Annotated in this window: 16 protein-coding genes and 1 tRNA gene; 11 read left to right on the top strand and 6 right to left on the bottom strand. The window is 42.5% G+C overall.

Going from position 1 to position 17,874, the window contains the following annotated elements; all coding sequences use genetic code 11:
- Positions 1-43: 43 nt before the first annotated feature.
- A complete protein-coding gene (locus A6J60_RS08150; RefSeq protein WP_096065545.1) occupies positions 44-310 on the top strand; it encodes a hypothetical protein in 267 nt (88 codons plus the stop codon).
- 287 nt (positions 311-597) lie between these two features.
- Here the strand turns inward: A6J60_RS08150 and A6J60_RS08145 are convergent, their stop codons facing one another.
- Complete coding sequence (locus A6J60_RS08145; RefSeq protein ID WP_264755572.1) at positions 598-2,214, bottom strand: GMC oxidoreductase; 1,617 nt, start codon at positions 2,212-2,214, stop codon at positions 598-600.
- 150 nt (positions 2,215-2,364) lie between these two features.
- Between A6J60_RS08145 and A6J60_RS08140 the strand changes: the two genes are divergently transcribed.
- From A6J60_RS08140 to acnA, 5 genes are all read left to right on the top strand, one after another.
- Positions 2,365-3,096, top strand: coding sequence for a hypothetical protein (locus A6J60_RS08140; RefSeq protein WP_127891442.1), 732 nt, complete (start codon positions 2,365-2,367; stop codon positions 3,094-3,096).
- A 167-nt stretch (positions 3,097-3,263) separates the two neighbouring features.
- Positions 3,264-4,205, top strand: a complete 942-nt coding sequence (locus A6J60_RS08135) for an alpha/beta fold hydrolase (RefSeq protein ID WP_096065543.1) — start codon at positions 3,264-3,266, stop codon at positions 4,203-4,205.
- Positions 4,206-4,787: 582 nt separating this feature from the next.
- On the top strand, positions 4,788-5,858 hold the full coding sequence (locus A6J60_RS08130; RefSeq protein ID WP_096065542.1) for a Cj0069 family protein: 1,071 nt from the start codon (positions 4,788-4,790) through the stop codon (positions 5,856-5,858).
- A 360-nt stretch (positions 5,859-6,218) separates the two neighbouring features.
- A complete protein-coding gene (locus A6J60_RS08125; RefSeq protein ID WP_096065541.1) occupies positions 6,219-8,063 on the top strand; it encodes an amidohydrolase in 1,845 nt (614 codons plus the stop codon).
- A 652-nt stretch (positions 8,064-8,715) separates the two neighbouring features.
- Positions 8,716-11,496, top strand: a complete 2,781-nt coding sequence (gene acnA, locus A6J60_RS08120) for an aconitate hydratase AcnA (RefSeq protein WP_096065540.1) — start codon at positions 8,716-8,718, stop codon at positions 11,494-11,496.
- 116 nt (positions 11,497-11,612) lie between these two features.
- Here acnA and A6J60_RS08115 read toward each other — a convergent pair whose 3' ends face one another.
- The 4 genes from A6J60_RS08115 to hisB form a co-directional block, all read right to left on the bottom strand.
- The gene (locus A6J60_RS08115) at positions 11,613-11,987 is read right to left on the bottom strand and encodes a hypothetical protein (protein ID WP_096065539.1); all 375 of its coding nucleotides are present in this window, start codon (positions 11,985-11,987) and stop codon (positions 11,613-11,615) included.
- A gap of 174 nt (positions 11,988-12,161) precedes the next feature.
- Positions 12,162-12,497 carry a hypothetical protein gene (locus A6J60_RS08110; RefSeq protein ID WP_096065538.1) on the bottom strand — a complete coding sequence of 112 codons (336 nt, stop codon included), beginning with the start codon at positions 12,495-12,497 and terminating at the stop codon, positions 12,162-12,164.
- 284 nt (positions 12,498-12,781) lie between these two features.
- Complete coding sequence (gene hisH / locus A6J60_RS08105; RefSeq protein WP_096065537.1) at positions 12,782-13,417, bottom strand: imidazole glycerol phosphate synthase subunit HisH; 636 nt, start codon at positions 13,415-13,417, stop codon at positions 12,782-12,784.
- Positions 13,418-13,540: 123 nt separating this feature from the next.
- Positions 13,541-14,167 carry an imidazoleglycerol-phosphate dehydratase HisB gene (hisB, locus tag A6J60_RS08100; protein WP_096065536.1) on the bottom strand — a complete coding sequence of 209 codons (627 nt, stop codon included), beginning with the start codon at positions 14,165-14,167 and terminating at the stop codon, positions 13,541-13,543.
- Between the two features lie 292 nt (positions 14,168-14,459).
- Here hisB and A6J60_RS08095 point away from each other — a divergent pair, with 292 nt between their 5' ends.
- Both A6J60_RS08095 and A6J60_RS08090 read left to right on the top strand, forming a co-directional pair.
- The gene (locus A6J60_RS08095; RefSeq protein ID WP_096065535.1) at positions 14,460-14,894 is read left to right on the top strand and encodes a hypothetical protein; all 435 of its coding nucleotides are present in this window, start codon (positions 14,460-14,462) and stop codon (positions 14,892-14,894) included.
- Positions 14,895-15,118: 224 nt separating this feature from the next.
- Positions 15,119-15,194: transfer RNA gene (locus A6J60_RS08090), tRNA-Phe, on the top strand.
- 125 nt (positions 15,195-15,319) lie between these two features.
- Here the strand turns inward: A6J60_RS08090 and A6J60_RS08085 are convergent.
- Positions 15,320-15,748 (bottom strand): PH domain-containing protein, encoded by a 429-nt coding sequence (locus tag A6J60_RS08085; RefSeq protein WP_096065534.1) that lies wholly within the window; start codon positions 15,746-15,748, stop codon positions 15,320-15,322.
- Positions 15,749-15,863: 115 nt separating this feature from the next.
- On the opposite strand from A6J60_RS08085, the gene A6J60_RS08080 reads away from it, so the two are divergent.
- The 3 genes from A6J60_RS08080 to A6J60_RS08070 all read left to right on the top strand — a co-directional run bounded on the left by A6J60_RS08080 (position 15,864) and on the right by A6J60_RS08070 (position 17,821).
- Positions 15,864-16,364, top strand: a complete 501-nt coding sequence (locus A6J60_RS08080) for a DUF4385 domain-containing protein (protein WP_096065533.1) — start codon at positions 15,864-15,866, stop codon at positions 16,362-16,364.
- Between the two features lie 76 nt (positions 16,365-16,440).
- Positions 16,441-17,133, top strand: coding sequence for a phosphoglycolate phosphatase (locus tag A6J60_RS08075; protein WP_096065532.1), 693 nt, complete (start codon positions 16,441-16,443; stop codon positions 17,131-17,133).
- A gap of 79 nt (positions 17,134-17,212) precedes the next feature.
- Positions 17,213-17,821, top strand: coding sequence for a class I SAM-dependent methyltransferase (locus A6J60_RS08070; RefSeq protein WP_096065531.1), 609 nt, complete (start codon positions 17,213-17,215; stop codon positions 17,819-17,821).
- Positions 17,822-17,874: the final 53 nt, after the last annotated feature.

The following is a 17,874-nucleotide window of genomic DNA, read 5'->3' as shown; positions in this document are numbered from 1 at the left end:
ATAGCAGTCTGCTGATAAACCCAATCAACCTTTAGGATTATTCATGAAGCCTCTTGTCTCACCCGTATTCATTTTGACTGGCCTGTTATTGGCAGGCATTGTCCCTGCATCGGCTCAATCGCCCTCATCATCAGCAACCACTTCTAAACCCGAGCCTGAGCTGATAGCCGGCTCTTATGCCAATCAAATATTACGCCAAGATACTGCCGCTGCACTGGTTGAGAAAGGATATATCAAACCATTAGATAACATTATGCCGTTTATTATTGATCAACCAACCGGTCCTACCGGCCAAAAAAACATGGCGTGAGCTGTGGGTGACCTCGCCTGACCACTCCCCTGCTTATTTTGCGATTACCTTTACAGAAGACGGTAACGGCTCAGCTGATTTTGCCATATCCGTTATATATGATGTGGATTAACTCAGTTAATAACAAGCCGAGCAAACCTTTAGTGGTTGTGATAATGGCTTATATTGCGTGGCTTTAAAAAGGGTTCATTAGTTGTGTAATAAAAAACAAAAACGCCCAATCAGGGCGTTTTTTTGTATTAATCTAAAATTAGTCTATTAATAGTTCTCTGACTATAAAAAATGGCTTACGAGAAATCTTCTTTCACAATGGTCGCCATATTACGCTCGGCAAGGCCAGTGATAAACACATATGGATTGACGCCAGCACTGCCTGGAATCAGCGAGCTGTCTTGCACGTAAATATTACTGTGACCTTTGACGCGTCCAAATTCGTCAGTGGCTTTACCTAATACACAACCGCCTAGCGGGTGATAGCAAAAATCATCACCAAAGCCGTTATTAAACAGCAAACCTGCTTTGGTGCCATCATTAGAGACTTCTAACTTGTCTAACAGCTTTTTAGCGCCGTTGACTGAATACTCATTTTGCGAGCGTTTCCAGTTTAGTTTCACCGTTTTTGAATCTTCATCGTAGTAGTAATTACCACGCTCTGGGTTGTCAGTAATGGCTAAGAATAAGGTCGACCATGTTTCAATGCCCAGTGGTAGCGGTGCAATTTCAGCAAAGATTTTGACCTCAGACTCGGGCTGATCATCCCACATATTGATGCCTTTCACTGGAATGGTCGATTGGTCTGAGCCGGCAGAGTTAACAAAGTTGCGGCCGGTCATGATATTGCCGTTAGGGCCCCAGTATTTGCCGATGTGCTCGTTTAAGTTTTTTAATTTGCCCTCAGCTTCGCTTTTGACCAACAGCTCCGAGGTGCCCATACTGCCTGCGTTTAAGAACAGCTTATCGCAGGTGTAACGCTCAATGGCTTCAACGTGGCCACGCTTGCCAATGACATGCACTTCTAATGCCAATTTATCATCATCTAGCGCCTCGATAGACACCACTTGACGCAAGGTTTTTAAGGTCACTTTACCAGTGTCTTCTGCATCTTTTAGGTAGGTCAAATCCAGTGAGTACTTGCCGGCATTGTTGCCATAGATGACTTCACCGCCCAAGCCTGAGCGATACACTTCGCCTTTATCTTCTTGTTGCATGTAGTCAAAGTCATAGCTGTTAGCGAAGAATTCAGTTTTAAGACCTGCTTTTTCTGCCTGCTCTTCTGCAGCGCGGGTAAATTGATAGAATTTTGAGTTATTAAAGAAGTCTTCTGGAATTTGACTGACCTTTAACTCTTTCATTGCCAATGGAAAATAGGTGTCGTACATCTCATCGGCATCAATCCATGGGAATACATTTTCAAAATGCTCACGTCTTGGCGGAATGGCAATCGCACCATTGACGATAGAGCCGCCGCCATAAGCGCGCCCGGTGAATACGCTGATTTCATCGTATTCGACCAAATCCAACACGCCTGGGTATTTTTTAATCGGCTTTGGAATGGTAATGGGCGCATGCGGCAAATTGCTAAACCAGCTCGAGCGCTCATCAGGATTGATCATCTTACAAAAGGTGTCATTCTCAGGGGTTCTGTCCCAGCGCATACCCATTTCTAAAATCAACACTTCATGACCTTTCTCAGTCAAACGACGTGCTGCGACTGCACCACCATAACCACTGCCAACGATAATATTGCTAAAGTGACCCATCTCTTGCGTCGTTTCTGGTAGGGGCTTACTCATCATGCCACTAATGGTCTGGCAGCCAGTAACAGTGGCTGAGGCACCCACTGCGCCTAAGCTTAGCCCCATGATCTTGATAAATTGACGTCGTTTCATTGGCTTAATGGTCATAACAGCTCCTATGTGCGGTGAATAGATTGGTTTTATATGAGCAATATTAAAAATAATCTGGCTTTTTGCACCCCCCAAATTTACAATAACATTTAAATCATTACTAGCCTGTATGTCGAGCGTATTACTGCTGAACATTGAGAGTTTACTATGACACTATCAAAGATTTCCATGCTGCTGTTACTATCAACCTTGAGCTTATCAGGCTGCATTACTACCTCTTATATCACTGATAAAATTGAAGATAATACTGCAAAACGTTGGGTTGCAGACGAGGCGCTAAACGATACGATTATTGCCATTGGTAAACCCAGTCAGCCGATTGCTGGCTATGAGGATGCCTTGATATTGGCTGGTAATAAAAACAGCTATTTAATACAGCCTACCGACAGCAAAAATGATAATCTGATTGCTATCTTTGAAAAACTAGACCTCAATTACTTATCTATTAAGCCAGACAGCATCGGTCGTCAAAAGGTCAACTTTATTCAAGTACAAATGGGTGAAGAAAAGCATAACTGCGTTGCCTCGCATGGCTGTAGCGACATGACGCTGACCTTCAAAAAACCAACCGCATTGCTGACGGATCAAGAAAAAGCGGTGCTCAGAGAGCTGAAGTTTAGCCACTTGTATGAGATAGAAGGCGTTACTTACTACCGTAATATGCTTCAAAACCTCAAATTCACCATCACCACCCCTGTTGCCAATCAGCAGCAACTACAACATAGGTTAAAACAGCCGATGCCCATCAAGTTTTATCGCTATGATGAACACAACGGCATTGTCGCCAGAAGAGGCATGCAAGCCCTAATACCTTTGACCCTAGCCTTTGATATCATTACTTTCCCCTTTCAGATAGATATGGTTGATATCAACAAATAACCCAAAATTAATCATCTAACCAAAAATTAACCATCACGCTGGCAGCCCTATTTGATAATTATTTATCGGACATTGGTTTATCTTATCGTTATTTATTAAACCACTGCTGATTGAACCACTGCCTTTAGCTAATCTCTTTTTACTTAATATCTCATTATGAGTACCCTATGACTGCTACCGCTCCAGACTATCAAACTGACCCCTTTTTTAATCTAAAAGATCAGTGGATTAACACCTCAGCAAATGAAGTGACCCATTACTATGAACAGGGTGATGGCGTGCCTGTTTTATTATTACATGGCTCAGGTATTGGCACATCTGCAGCAGTGACTTGGTGGTTAAACATCCCTACGCTGAGCCAAGCCATGCGCTGTATTGCGTTTGACTTTATCGGTTATGGCAAAACGAAAACCGGGATAGTAGCTGATGAACAGTCGCAACCAGAGAGTCAGTATGGCATCCGAGCTTGGGGCGCACACACACTGCGTTTAATGGATGCGTTAGGTATCGAAAAGGCGTGGGTGATGGGTAGCTCGCTTGGCGGTTGGGTAGGACTACAGCTTGCACTCGATTATCCAGAGCGTATTTTGGGTGTTATCTCTATTGGTACCGGCGGTGCGCCACGCAAGCCCTCTGTTACCAAGGCTCTACTGGCAGCAAGCGATACAAAGGCGGATAAGTCGCTCACAGCCACTAAGTCAACCAAACCAGCGAAGCCGCCATTAAGCGCTGCAGTGATAGAGCAAGACTTACAAAAGAATATTCGCAATGATGCCATCATTAGTGATACCTTGGTGTCACTGCGTCTTCAAGCCGCTCAAAAAGAAGTTCAATTCGGATTACGTCCTATCCTATTGGCTGCACGTGATAGAGATCGGGAGCAACTTCCACTCGATAAATCGGCCTTGGCTCAATTGTCGTTACCGGTGTTATTAATACATGGTGCCGATGATAAGGTAGTGCCGTTAGACTATACCTTGCAGCTATTACAAGCGATACCTGACGCTGAAGCGCACGTGTTTAATGGTTGTGGTCATTGGCCGCACATTGGCAAAGCAGAGTCATTTAACCGCTTGGTTATCCAGTATTTAAACACTCAGCAAGTTTAGCTGCTTTAATTTTTACCTTGTCACTGGCTGTTGTGCTAACGGATATCTAGTGTCTAGCTAACCCCTTTTAAGTTAGTAGCTTTACTAAGCCATCAATGGCTGCTTTTAAGGTAGTAAAAAAAGTTAGTTTACGTATTGTTTTTCATCACACATTTGTATACACTTTCGCGCTCTGAAATAGAGCGCTAATCTCTGTCTCATCCCTCTTTGTTTACCCTCGCAAGTAAACCTTATAGACCCTGGTGTTGTCTGTATAATCAAACCTACCTCACCGACCTCTTATTGAGTATCTGTTTATATTTCAATTTTTTTATTTTTAGTGCTTATGTTTCATCTGTTTTTTATATTCGCCAGATAGACTGTACAGCGCATATTGTCAGTGACCTTTAGTTAAACGTGCTCTACAGCCTTGCTATATAACATAGACGCTATAAACCCAATTTAAAACTCAAACCCAATAACCCAAAAGCTTTAACCACTAATTACTTAATCACTATCTATCTATTTAATTGCTATCTATTTAATCGCTATCTACCACATACAATATTTGCTACATACAATTGCTTAAAAAGGAAGTTCACTATGAAAAAACACGTTGTCATTTTTGAAGCCCGCGGTGGCTCTGACAAGAGTAAATATGGCTATCGCCGTGATACCTACCCTATTATTGAATCGCTTAAAAAGCGTGGCTGGAGTGCCGAGGTTATTTTTTATAGCGATGAAAATCGTGGTGAAATTTACCGCTACACCATCGATAAAGCCGATGCATACGTGAGCCGTATTAACCCAGGAAATCTAAAAGATGAAACCGGTTACTTTCAAATGCTACGCGAACTGGTACATCAAGGCGTTAAAGGCCTACCGCATCCAGATGTGATGATTAATTATGGTGCCAAAAACGTGGTTGAACGTCTAAAAGGTACCTCGTTAGTACCGGAAGATGTGTATTGTTATTATGAATATGACGAGTTGAAAGCACACTTCCCAACCACCCTAGCCAGAGGCGAACGTGTGTTAAAACAAAACCGTGGCTCAACCGGTGAAGGCATTTGGCGCGTTCAGCTAAAAGATCCTAAAAAATACAAAGACGTCGCTGAAATACCAGACGAAGCGGTACTGAAACTGACCGAAGCGCGTGACAACCACACCGAAGAAAAAACCTTGGGTGAGTTTATCGAGTTTTGTTATCAGTACTTAGAAGGTGATAGCGGCTTAATCTTGGATATGCCATTTTTGCCACGTATTAAAGAAGGCGAAATTCGTGTCCTAATGCTTCGTGACAAAGCCGTGTCTGTGGTACACAAAAAGCCGGACGACTCTGCTGATGCCTTCTCTGCTACCTTATTCTCAGGGGCCACTTATCGCTATGATGAGCCTGAGCAGTGGCAACAGATGGTCGATGAAGTTGAGGCCAGCATTCCTATGCTACAAGCACGCTTAGGTGGTTATGCGTTGCCTTTATTGTGGACGGCCGACTTTATTTTGGACACCGATGACAAAGGCAATGACATCTACGTGCTGGGTGAAATTAACTCTTCTTGTGTTGGCTTTACCACTCACTTAGGCTTGTCAGAGAATATCGCCGATGAGATTATGAATTTAATCGAAGCCGAAAGCGTGATTAATAGCCGCTTCCCAGCGTTTAGAATCTAATAGCAATCCGCTGTATCCGATTAGCCTTATTTGAAACGATAAGCCATATTCGAAAACCAATCAGGGGTAGTCAATCAATTGACTGCCCCTTTTTTATGCCTCCTTTTGTGCTCTATATGCCGCATAGGTTATAAAGCCCCTACCTTTTTTTATGCTGTAGAAACATCGTTTCTGAAACGTAAAAATTGTATCAATTTGTATTTCTTGTTTATTAAATTTTACAATAGGCTGCCACTGTTAAGTTTATATGTTAAATTAACATTCTTAGATTTAGTCGACATTAACAAATTACTAAATTGTGAAAATTAGAGGCAAAATTAAAGCATCCTTTTCATTTTTAACGGTTAATAGGACATTATTATGATAAAAAACTTCCTTATGCTTGCCGGCTCAGTCAGTGTGTTAACGGCTTGTGCGGTACAGAATCCACCAAGCTCAGTGAGCACACCTAAGAACTTAGTCGCTGATATGATCGTGACCAACGCCAAAGTAGCGGTGATGGACGATAAAAGAACCGTAGCCGAAGCCATTGCCGTTAAAAACGGTAAGGTATTGCGCACCGGTAGCAATGAAGACATCTTAAATCTTCAAGGTAAGATGACACGTGTGATTGACGCTAATGGCCGCACTATTATTCCTGGCCTAAACGACTCTCACTTACACATCACTCGCGGCGGTCGCTTCTACAATACTGAGCTACGCTGGGACGGTGTGACCTCACTAAAAGAAGCGTTACGCATGCTAAAAGAGCAAGCGGACAGAACGCCTGAAGGTCAGTGGGTACGTGTTATCGGCGGTTGGTCACCTTATCAGTTCGAAGAAAAGCGTATGCCAACGGTTGAAGAAATTAACGAAGCCACTGGTGATACACCAGCATTCGTATTATATCTATACAGCCGTGGTTGGTTAAACCAAGCCGGTCTTGAAGCACTGGGTATTGATGAAAATACGCCACCACCAAATGATGACAGCCGTTATGAAAAAGATGAAAACGGTAAGTTAACGGGTGTACTTCTAGCTGAACCAAACGCAATGATTTTATACCAAGTAATCGGTAAACTGCCTGCGTTATCAGAAGAAGACATGATTAACTCAACCAAGCACTTCTACCATGAATTAAACCGCTTTGGTTTAACCAGTGCGATTGATGCTGGCGGCGGCGGTCACCACTTCCCAGAAAACTATGAAGCCTCTAAAGCGCTTGCCACCAGTGGCGACTTATCAATGCGCATCTCTTACTACTTGTTCCCACAAGAAGCCGGTAAAGAGATTTCTGCCTTTGAACAGTGGATGGCAAACAACACCGCTTCTGTTAACGAAGATCCTTCACTAGAGCACGGTTACGAGCTTAAAGGTGGCGGAGAGTACATGACTTGGGCGGCAGGTGACTTTGAAAACTTCTTAGCCGATAAGCCATCTATTGAAGACAACGAAGGCTGGCGTGAAGACACCAAAAAAGTTATCCAAATGCACGTTGATGAAGGTTGGCCGTTTAGACAGCATTCAACTTATGGTCAAAACACCAAGCTAATCGTTGACCTTGTTGATGAGATTGACCGTGAAAATAACGGTAAAATCCGTAATGAAATGCGCTGGGCAATTGACCACGCTGAAACAGTGACTGATGAAACATTACGTGAAATCAAGCGCTTAAATGGCGGTATCTCAGTACAGGATCGTATGGCCTATGCCGGTGAATACTTCGTTGAAAGATACGGCGCAGAAGCAGCCAAAACGTCTCCACCATTCAAGAAAATCTTTGATATGGGTATCCCACTAGGCTCAGGTACCGACGGTACACGTGTTGCCAGTTATAACCCTTGGATTTCTTTATACTGGATGACGACTGGTAAAACAGTTGGCGGCACTCAGCTTTATGATAAAGACAACATCTTATCAAGAGAAGATGCGCTAGAAGTATATACCAGCGGTAGTGCATGGTTCTCAAGTGAAGAAAACGTTAAAGGAACGCTAGAGCCAGGTAAGTATGCTGACTTCGTTCTATTATCTGACGACTACTTCACCGTTCCAGAAGAGAAAATCAAAACCATCGAGTCGGTATTAACCGTACTTGGCGGCGACGTGGTATATGGTGCTGGCGAATACAGCAAGCTAGACCCTCAACTACCACCTATCTCTCCTAGCTGGTCTCCAGTGAAATACTATGGTGGTTATCATAACCCTGAAAAACCAGCCGCACGCTAGTATTTTATTTAGAAGCTAATGGTGGTTCGATGGCTTATTACTGACACTAACTTGCGAATACTTATTTGCTAGTGATTTGCTCATAAAATGGGCTGTTCATAAAAGCTATCGAACATTATCAATAAAAAACTGGGCTATTCATTAGCCCAGTTTTTTTGTGTCTGCTCATTAATGGCCATATAGTTTTTAATGGCTATTTAGATTTTATAGCCATTAAGAGTTTTATAACGATAACGTTATATTCAGTCATTTTATATTGTGGTCTCATCATGCCTACCCTCACCAACTGCTATTTGAGTTAAACCAGTTAATAAAACCACAAGCTGAGTCTATGGCCAAAATTAAGCACCACTTAAGGCCAATTGTTACGATATCACCACGATGTGACCACGAGATGCCCTTAATAATCTGCTCGATATTTGTTATGTTATTAGTAATGGCAAATGTCACCATCTATATTTGTCATATTCTCCTAGCCATTGTCGCAAAAAGCGATGGGAGGATGTCTCTTCAAGGAAAAGCTCACGTTATTCGACTAACACATAAAGCCTCTTGTTGAGGAGTCTTTAATAATTACGAATACATTGTCAGCCACCTCAATTAATACTAACTTCAAAAAAACATAAGTTAATAAATAGAAAAGGAAGCCACTATGAGCGATATTTTTAATGTTAAAGACAGTCTGACTGTTGATGGCAAAGAGTATGCCTATTACAGTCTGCCAAAGCTTGCTGAAAAATACCCCAATATTAATCGTCTGCCATACAGCATGAAAATCGTACTAGAGAACCTATTACGTAACGAAGACGGTGGTCAGTCTGTTGGCGAAAAGCACATTGAAGCCGTTGCCAACTGGGACGCTGCTGCTGAAGCCTCTAAAGAAATTGCCTTTATGCCAGCACGTGTGGTTCTACAGGATTTCACCGGTGTACCTTCTGTTGTTGACTTAGCAGCGATGCGTGATGCGGTGGTTAAGCTTGGCGGTGATGCAGAGCAAATTAACCCATTTATTCCAAGTGAGTTGGTCGTTGACCACTCTGTACAAGTCGATACTTATGGCCGTGCAGATGCGCTGGATCTAAACGAGAAGATCGAGTTTAAACGCAACAACGAACGTTATGAGTTTTTACACTGGGGTAAGAGCGCGTTTGAAAACTTCGTGGTCGTACCACCTGCAACCGGTATTGTTCACCAAGTGAACTTAGAGTACTTAGCCCGTGTTGTGATGGCCAGTGAGCAAAATGGTGAGCTAACCGCTTATCCAGATACTGTATTCGGCACCGACAGCCACACCACCATGATTAATGGTATCGGTGTTTTAGGTTGGGGTGTTGGCGGTATTGAAGCAGAAGCTGCGATGTTAGGTCAGCCATCATCGATGCTTATCCCACAAGTGGTCGGCTTTGAAATGACCGGTAAGCTACAAGAAGGTGTTACCGCAACTGACTTAGTACTGCGTGTGGTAGAAATGCTACGTGAACACGGCGTGGTTGGTAAGTTCGTTGAATTCTATGGCGAAGGCTTACACAGCATGCCTCTGGCTGACCGTGCCACTATCGCTAACATGTCACCAGAATATGGTGCTACCTGTGGTATCTTCCCAGTTGACCAAATGGCAATCGACTATTTACGTCTATCAGGTCGTGAAGAAGCACAAATTGAACTGGTTGAGAAGTATGCTAAAGCCCAAGGCCTATGGCATGACGAAAACACGCCAGCAGCCACTTACTCAAGCAATCTACACTTAGATCTATCAACCGTACAGCCTGCTCTAGCTGGTCCAAACTTGCCACAGCAGCGTATTAACTTATCTGATATGCATCAGAAGTTTAATGAAACGCTACAAGTAATGACTAAAGACCGTAAATCAGAAATCGCAGGTAAAGAGCGCTTTGACGAAGAAGGCGGTGAGCAAGAACAAGCTGAGCATTTATCTGCTAAGCCAGATGTATTCTCAACGGTAGATATCGAAGACGAAAGCCATGAGCTACGTGATGGTTCAGTTGTAATTGCTGCGATTACATCTTGTACCAACACTTCAAACCCAGCAGTAATGCTAGGTGCCGGTCTGGTTGCGAAAAAAGCAGCTGAGAAAGGGCTAAAAGCCAAGCCATGGGTTAAAACGTCATTAGCACCAGGCTCTAAAGTGGTTACAGACTATCTTGAAAAAACCAACCTAATGGATGCGCTTGAAAAAACAGGCTTCTATCTGGTCGGTTATGGTTGTACCACTTGTATCGGTAACTCAGGTCCATTATTAGAGTCTATCGAACAAGGTATTGAAGAAAACGATCTGGTTGCTTCTGCTGTTCTATCAGGTAACCGTAACTTTGAAGGTCGTATTCACTCACACGTGAAAGCCAGCTACTTAGCATCGCCACCACTGGTTGTTGCGTATGCGCTAGCGGGTACGGTTAATATTGACCTGACTAAAGACCCAATTGGCCAAGACCAAGACGGTAACGATGTATTCTTAAAAGATATCTGGCCAACCTCGCAAGAGATTAATGAGCTAATCGCTAACAACATTGACGCTGATATGTTCCGTAAGAACTATGGCGAAGTATTCGATGGTAGCTCAGCGTGGAACGCCATCAGCTCAGCAGACAGTCAGCTGTACCCATGGGATGAAGCATCTACTTACATCAAGAACCCACCGTTCTTCGATGGCATGACGATGGAACCAGAAGGTATTAAAGACATCGAAAATGCTCGTATTTTAGGTCTATTCGGTGACTCTATCACTACTGACCACATCTCACCTGCCGGTAAGATCAATCCAGATTCACCTGCTGGTAAATACTTGCAAGAGCGTGGCGTGTTAGAAGAAGACTTTAACAGCTATGGTTCACGTCGTGGTAACGATGCAATTATGACGCGTGGTACATTCGCCAACATCCGTATCAAGAACCAAATGATGGGTGGTAAAGAAGGTGGTTATACTTACTACTTCAGCGGCGACAAAGCGACGTTACAAGATGGTGAAGAAATGGCCATCTATGACGCAGCGATGAAGTACAAGCAAGACAACCGTCCATTGGTAGTATTAGGCGGTGAGCAGTACGGTTCAGGTTCAAGCCGTGACTGGGCAGCAAAAGGTACCATCTTATTGGGCGTGAAAGCGGTATTGACCAGCTCATTTGAGCGTATTCACCGCTCTAACCTAGTGGGTATGGGTGTGTTGCCATTGACCTTTAAAGAGGGTGAAAATGCAGACACTTACAACCTAGATGGTTCAGAAGTATTGAGCATCACAGGTCTAGAAAATGGTGAAAGCAAGACCGCCACTGTCACCGCTACTCGTGCCGATGGTAGCACTGAGAGCTTTGAAGTGAATGTCATGCTACAAACACCAAAAGAGCGTGAATATGTGCGTCATGGCGGCGTATTACACTATGTGTTACGTCAACTTGCCGCTGAAAACCAAGCCTAATAGATCTTAATGATCTCTGATCTTAGTGATCAGTTAGGCGGTTTAGTAAACCATTAATAATAAAAAATGCCCGGCCAATTGGTCGGGCATTTTTTTAGCTGTTTATTGCTTAGCTATTAATAGCGATCAACACGGATGCTATTTTTGTACACTCTCACTTGAATGTATGGCGTACCATATAAAATGGCTTTTTTGGTTTGAGGAGAAATGTAGCCAGCAGAAAGCATTTTTGGAATACGTGCACGTTGTGATTTGCTACTAAATAGGCAATCATACTCGTCACCATAATCGCCCATATCAAAGGCATATAGATTGGCTCTGTCTTGTCTAATAATGGCAGACACTGAGTTTAAACGTGTGCCACTAGAGTTATATTTATCACCTTCTGTAATTTCTGCAGTATAAGTGCACAGTAAGGTGTCGGCCATTGCTGGAAGGGCGGTAATAGATAAAGAAGTGGCCAGCATCAGTTTCAGTAGTTTTGTATTCACATTTCATTCCTCTACAGTAGACTAAATAAAATAAACCAAACTTAAATAACGACGTCAAACTCTAATGACGACATCAAAGTCAAACTTTAGCACATTGTTTAAATAGACTACATAAAAAAAACCAGAGTCACTTCTATTAAGTGGCTCTGGTTTTCTCTATTACTCAGCAACCAGTTAGGACTGTTTATCGAATAAAGAGGTCCAGCGGTTGATTGCATATAACATATAAGGCCAAAAGCAGGTGTTCAAAATATCATGAATACTGGCTTCTAAATGATCGCCAGTAATATGCGGATAGTTATGGCTTAGGTCGAGATACTCACCCAATAAGGCAAAGAAAGTGGCCATCAATAGGGCAATATTAAGCCGAGTAAGATAGCGTCGGAACAAGGGTTTAGTCAGCATTAAGCTGATTAAAAACACACTGATACCCACATAGATATGTAAGGCATCCCTTTCAAGACCTGTCGTCTCAATCACTTGTATTTTAAATTGTTGAAAACCTACCACGTTAACTTATTTCCATCTTAATTGTTTTATATCTATCTTAGATTTTTAAAATATCCTACCGCCGCAACAGATTGATGCGACACACAGACACGGCTCATCTTGAACAGCTTGCTCATTAAAAGCCAAGCAAAAGCAATCGTACTAGACGAACGCCATAGTATAAGAGACTGATTAAAAAGATGGGTTATGATTTGTTGATGTTTTCTATATGGCTTAACGGTCTGTTAACAGCGGTTGCAATATTAACAGACCATCAAAATAGAGGTTTTAAAGGGTTGGCAGGCTTATATTTTCCACTCAACGAAGTTTTTTAGCAGTTGTAGCCCGTCATTGTGGCTTTTTTCTGGATGAAACTGAGTGGCAAATAGGTTGTCTTTGATAACACTGGCACAAAACGGCTGCCCATAGTCACACACAGCCGCAATCACTGACTCATCTTCTGGTGCGCAGTAGTAACTGTGCACAAAATAGAAGTGAGCATGCTCATCAATGCCTTGCCACAGCGGATGGCTTAAATCCATCTCTGATATGGTATTCCAGCCCATGTGTGGAATCTTAATGGCTTCGCTAGCCTGATCTTGCCAAGCTGAATCAAACTTTTTGACCTGCCCTTGTAAGACATCCAAACAAGCGGTACGCTCAAACTCTAGAGACTCAGTAAATAACGCCTGCATACCCACACAAATGGCCATCACTGGCTTATTAAATACCGCTTGTTGTACCGCTTGATCAATACCCTGCTCACGCATCTGCGCCATACAATCACGCATGGCACCGACCCCTGGGAATACAATCTTATCAGCCGCTTTAATCACCGCTGCATCATTGGTAATAGAGACATCTGCGCCTACTGTGGCCAATGCTTTACTGGCAGAATGCAGGTTGCCCATGCCGTAATCTAGGAGTGCAATTTTTGTCATAAAGGATGTCTTATATTGATATTTTAGTCATATAAACCTATTAGCATTACTCATGCAATGCTATTCACAATCAAAGCGGTAACTACGGACACAGCGACTACCGCTTTGATTTTATGATGCATATTACAGCGCTTCTTTGGTTGATGGCAAGGTGTTTAATGCTCTTTCATCGTATTCACAGGCCATACGTAAAGCACGTGCAAAGGCTTTAAAGGTACTCTCAATTTGGTGATGACTGTTTTTACCTTTTAGGTTATCTAGGTGTACTGTCATCCACGCATGATTGACAAACCCAAAGAAGAATTCACTAAACAAATCCACATCGAAGCTGCCCACATGCGAGCGAGTAAATGGAATGTCCATATGTAATCCAGGGCGGCCTGAGATATCAACTACCGCACGGGTTAGTGACTCATCAAGTGGCGCATAAAAGTGGCCATAACGACGAATGCCTTTTTTGTCGCCTAACGCTTTAGCAAAGGCTTGGCCAATGGTAATACCAGTATCTTCTACGCTGTGATGATCATCAATATAGGTGTCACCATTACATTTGACGTCTAAATCAAACAAACCATGACGTTTGATTTGATCAAGCATATGGTCTAAAAAAGGCACACCGGTATCGATAGTACCTTGACCGGTACCATCAAGGTTAACGGTGACGCTAACTTGAGTTTCTGCGGTATTGCGCTCAACACTGGCGATACGTTGTGGACGATTGGCTGGATTTGCATCAATAGAGGTAGTCATAACAAATTGGCTCACTTAGTCGATAAAAAAACCAATAATGGTCAGTAGCGGATTAAAAAAAGGTAAAAAATAAAGGAACACGCTCTTGATAATAGCAAACCCCCTGCACTTAAACCATAGTCAAGCCACTTTTATGACCTGTAATGAATCAATGTTTGTTAAAATATAAGTGTTGTTCTTGTTTTTACTACCTTTTATCGCTATTAGCATTTGTTGGTACTTGCACTTATAGCTACTCGCATTTGTAAAATAAGCACGCCCAAATAAACTATTGATTAAGGTTAAAACAATCATGCCTCTAGAAGCCGTTGCTATTAATCGTTTTGATGCGCCCTTAATGCGCGAAACCACTCATGAAGATGAGCTGCGCGATCGTATTGCCAAGTTGTACGACAGCCCTGATGCCAACAAAGGTGACTTAGCTGATGCCGAAGCGGTGATGGCTTTGTTTGAAGCTGCTTTTAAACGTGGCAATCTGATGTATGTGGGCATGTTTAATGATAAGCCAATTGCGGCAGTCGGCTGCTTTGATGATGGTCAGACCGATGCAAAACGCTTACAATATTTGGCCATACATCCAGAAAACGTCAATCGTGGTATTGATGCCAAATTTATTAAATTGGTATATGATCAAGAAGTTCGCAAAGGGGTTCGTCAATTTGTGCCGGTCGATGATAATATTCATCAAATTATGACGGAGTATGAATTATTACGGGTCAAATCGTAACTTGTTTTAGCGATTGAAGCTCATTTTTGATATTTATCGTGATATTTCATGCCCTAACCCTAACATTGTGAATACGCTGTATTTTTTTAATAAAACTTGGCTTTTAGTCGTTTTTTCGCTGTTTTGGCGATTATTTTCACTTTTTTGCACTTTTTTTGCATTATTTTTCAAAAAAGGGTTGACAGACCTGCGAATATTTAGTTTAATAGCGACCTCATAAAGACGGCTCGATAGCTCAGTTGGTAGAGCAAAGGATTGAAAATCCTTGTGTCGGCAGTTCGATTCTGCCTCGAGCCACCATCTTTATACCGAATTCTGCTTAACAGCATAAAATACCCTCAGACTAATTTAGTTTGAGGGTTTTTTTATGGCTAATCACTTGGGTATAGGCTACTTTTAATATAAGTTACTTTGATATAGGCTTCTTATTTATCTAATTGTTGTTTTCGTTGTTCTATCGCTTCTAAAAAAGCCTGTTTGTGCTTAGGCGATATAATAATGCTTTTATCCGCATAGACCACTTCTAATCGATCCAGAGACAATGCTGGTGCTGAGAGTGTATTGTGAGTGGGTGTAATATCAGTAATATCTTCTATATTAATTTCAGTTTCACCTAACCCCGACTCCACCACTAACTGCCTTTCTGTCACTCTATACTCAATACTCAATAGTAACCACAGTGGCAACAACGCCCATGGCCAAATCAAAATACCAATCAAAATCTTACTGTGAATAGAGCGCTCTGTATTATATTTCCATTCCCATAAGGGAAATAGCAGAAACATAATAGCCATCAACACCAGTAACCCACCTATCCACCAGTCTATTTTTGAATAAAAAACCAATGTATCCATTACGTGAGCACCTTTTATTTAATATCTTGATAAACCATAATGTAACAGAGTCCATATTTACTGCGCGTCACTAACCATTATACTGATATTAGACATTCAAATAACACCTTTACCTATGCGTGAATTTGATTACGACCTAGATTACAAAAAACTGAATCTGCGCGAGCATCCAGAACTCTACCGTGTCGGTCGCGGTGAGCAAGGTGTACTATTGGTTGAGCCTTACAAATCGGAAATCCTACCGTATTGGCGCTTTGCCACACCTGATGTTGCCACTGAGAGTAGCGACAAAATCTATCAAATGTTCTTAGATTATTTGGACAATAATGATTTTGTTGGCGCTGACATGGCACGTAAGTTTTTACAAATGGGCTATACCCGTGCACGCCGTTATGCCAATCACAAAGGCGGCAAAAAATACAAAGGCCCTGTACCAGATGATAAAAAGGGTCAAAGCGGCGCTCATGGCCGAGAGGAGTTGCCTCGTGATGAGGAAGACCCTGTCAAAGCAGAGTCAGCTCGTATTTTTAAACAAAAATGGGACTTATGCCGTGAAAACGACACCTATTTAAAAATGAAAAAAGAACACCGCGAAAAATACAAAGACGTTGAATAAATGATCTTCTAAACCCTATAAACACACATCCGTTTAACCTATTTCTTATTTTTATTACTTATAACCTGAGATAACTATGACTGCTGTAAAAAAAGAACTGCTTATTTTTGATTTCGATGGCACTTTAATCGATAGCGTGCCTGATTTAGCCCAAGCCACCAACGACATGCTAAGCACCCTGGGCAAGCCGACCTACCCCATCGACACCATACGTAACTGGGTTGGTAATGGCTCACGTATGTTAGTAGAACGTGCGCTGGTTGGCTCTGTAGAGGTCGCTGACGGCCAGTTAAGCAAAGAAGATGCTGACCATGCCGAACAGGTTTTCTTCGACGCCTACGCCAAAGTCAGTGGCAATAACACCGTTGCTTATCCAAATGTCGATCAAGGCTTAAAACAATTAAAACAAGCCGGCTTTACTCTCGCATTGGTCACCAATAAGCCAATCCGCTTTGTGCCTAAGATTTTAGAGTCTTTTGGCTGGAGTGATTTATTTACCGAAGTACTGGGCGGTGATAGCTTACCAGTCAAAAAACCAGATCCTGAGCCTTTGCGCCACGTGTGTCGCAGCTTAGATATTGCGCCAGAGCATGCGGTAATGATTGGCGACTCTAAAAACGATATTTTTGCCGGTCAAAATGCCAATATTGACACACTGGGGCTGTCTTACGGTTATAATTACGGTCAAGACATTCGCGACTTAAATCCAACCATGGCGTTTGATGATTTTCAAAGCCTAGTTGATTGGGTGATGTCACAATATCGCTAATCTTATTTGACGTTCTTTATTTATCATTCTTGATTTGACGCTCATATAGAACCAACACTGTAACCTTTAAGGCAACCTCATGACCCACACCCCTCCTGCAGATTTATTAGAAAAAGCCAAACACTGGCGTGAAGACATCACCTTTACCCAAGACGTACTGGGTAAGCCGATGCACTTCACCACCACGTGGGGCATCTTTTCACCAGAAAAACTAGACGCTGGTAGCCTGATGCTACTCGACTATATCGACTTCCAACCTGATGATGATTCAATCGATTTGGGCTGTGGTTATGGGGTGCTGGGCATGGCGGCTGCACGTGAATGTCCGCAAGGTCAGCACACTTTGATTGATAAAGACTTTATGGCGGTGGAATATGCCCGCCGTAACTGCGAGAAAAATGGTCTTAAAAACGTCGATGTGCATTTATCAAACGGCTTTAATCATGTTGACCCAAACAAAGACTTCAGCCTGGTTATGACCAACTTGCCGGCCAAAGTCGGTAAAGAGCAGCACTATCTGTACTTGCTCGACGCCTACAGCAAGCTGCGCTCTGGCGGCCGCTTTTATGTGGTCACCATCAATGGCCTACGCCAGTTTATGAAGCGCGCTTGTACCGAAGTGTTTGGTAATGCCGATAAAGTAAAACAGGGCAAAACCTACACTGTCACCATGGCGATTAAAGACTAAACCTCGCTACAACAGTCGATAACATAGTTTGCTCTAGCAAATATAATAAAAAG

The sequence above is a fragment of the Psychrobacter sp. FDAARGOS_221 genome, assembly GCF_002313155.2.
Lineage (GTDB): Bacteria > Pseudomonadota > Gammaproteobacteria > Pseudomonadales > Moraxellaceae > Psychrobacter.
The sequence above is the reverse complement of the archived record's forward strand: the minus strand, read 5'-3'. Positions and strand labels throughout refer to the sequence as shown.

Coding starts and splice junctions, on each gene's coding strand:
- A6J60_RS08135 (WP_096065543.1), top strand. CDS start 3,264: ATGACTGCTACCGCTCCAGACTATCAAACTGACCCCTTTTTTAATCTA.
- A6J60_RS08080 (WP_096065533.1), top strand. CDS start 15,864: ATGCGTGAATTTGATTACGACCTAGATTACAAAAAACTGAATCTGCGC.
- hisB (WP_096065536.1), bottom strand. CDS start 14,167: ATGACTACCTCTATTGATGCAAATCCAGCCAATCGTCCACAACGTATC.
- A6J60_RS08095 (WP_096065535.1), top strand. CDS start 14,460: ATGCCTCTAGAAGCCGTTGCTATTAATCGTTTTGATGCGCCCTTAATG.
- A6J60_RS08150 (WP_096065545.1), top strand. CDS start 44: ATGAAGCCTCTTGTCTCACCCGTATTCATTTTGACTGGCCTGTTATTG.
- A6J60_RS08145 (WP_264755572.1), bottom strand. CDS start 2,214: ATGACCATTAAGCCAATGAAACGACGTCAATTTATCAAGATCATGGGG.
- A6J60_RS08085 (WP_096065534.1), bottom strand. CDS start 15,748: ATGGATACATTGGTTTTTTATTCAAAAATAGACTGGTGGATAGGTGGG.
- A6J60_RS08070 (WP_096065531.1), top strand. CDS start 17,213: ATGACCCACACCCCTCCTGCAGATTTATTAGAAAAAGCCAAACACTGG.
- A6J60_RS08140 (WP_127891442.1), top strand. CDS start 2,365: ATGACACTATCAAAGATTTCCATGCTGCTGTTACTATCAACCTTGAGC.
- A6J60_RS08130 (WP_096065542.1), top strand. CDS start 4,788: ATGAAAAAACACGTTGTCATTTTTGAAGCCCGCGGTGGCTCTGACAAG.
- hisH (WP_096065537.1), bottom strand. CDS start 13,417: ATGACAAAAATTGCACTCCTAGATTACGGCATGGGCAACCTGCATTCT.
- acnA (WP_096065540.1), top strand. CDS start 8,716: ATGAGCGATATTTTTAATGTTAAAGACAGTCTGACTGTTGATGGCAAA.
- A6J60_RS08125 (WP_096065541.1), top strand. CDS start 6,219: ATGATAAAAAACTTCCTTATGCTTGCCGGCTCAGTCAGTGTGTTAACG.
- A6J60_RS08075 (WP_096065532.1), top strand. CDS start 16,441: ATGACTGCTGTAAAAAAAGAACTGCTTATTTTTGATTTCGATGGCACT.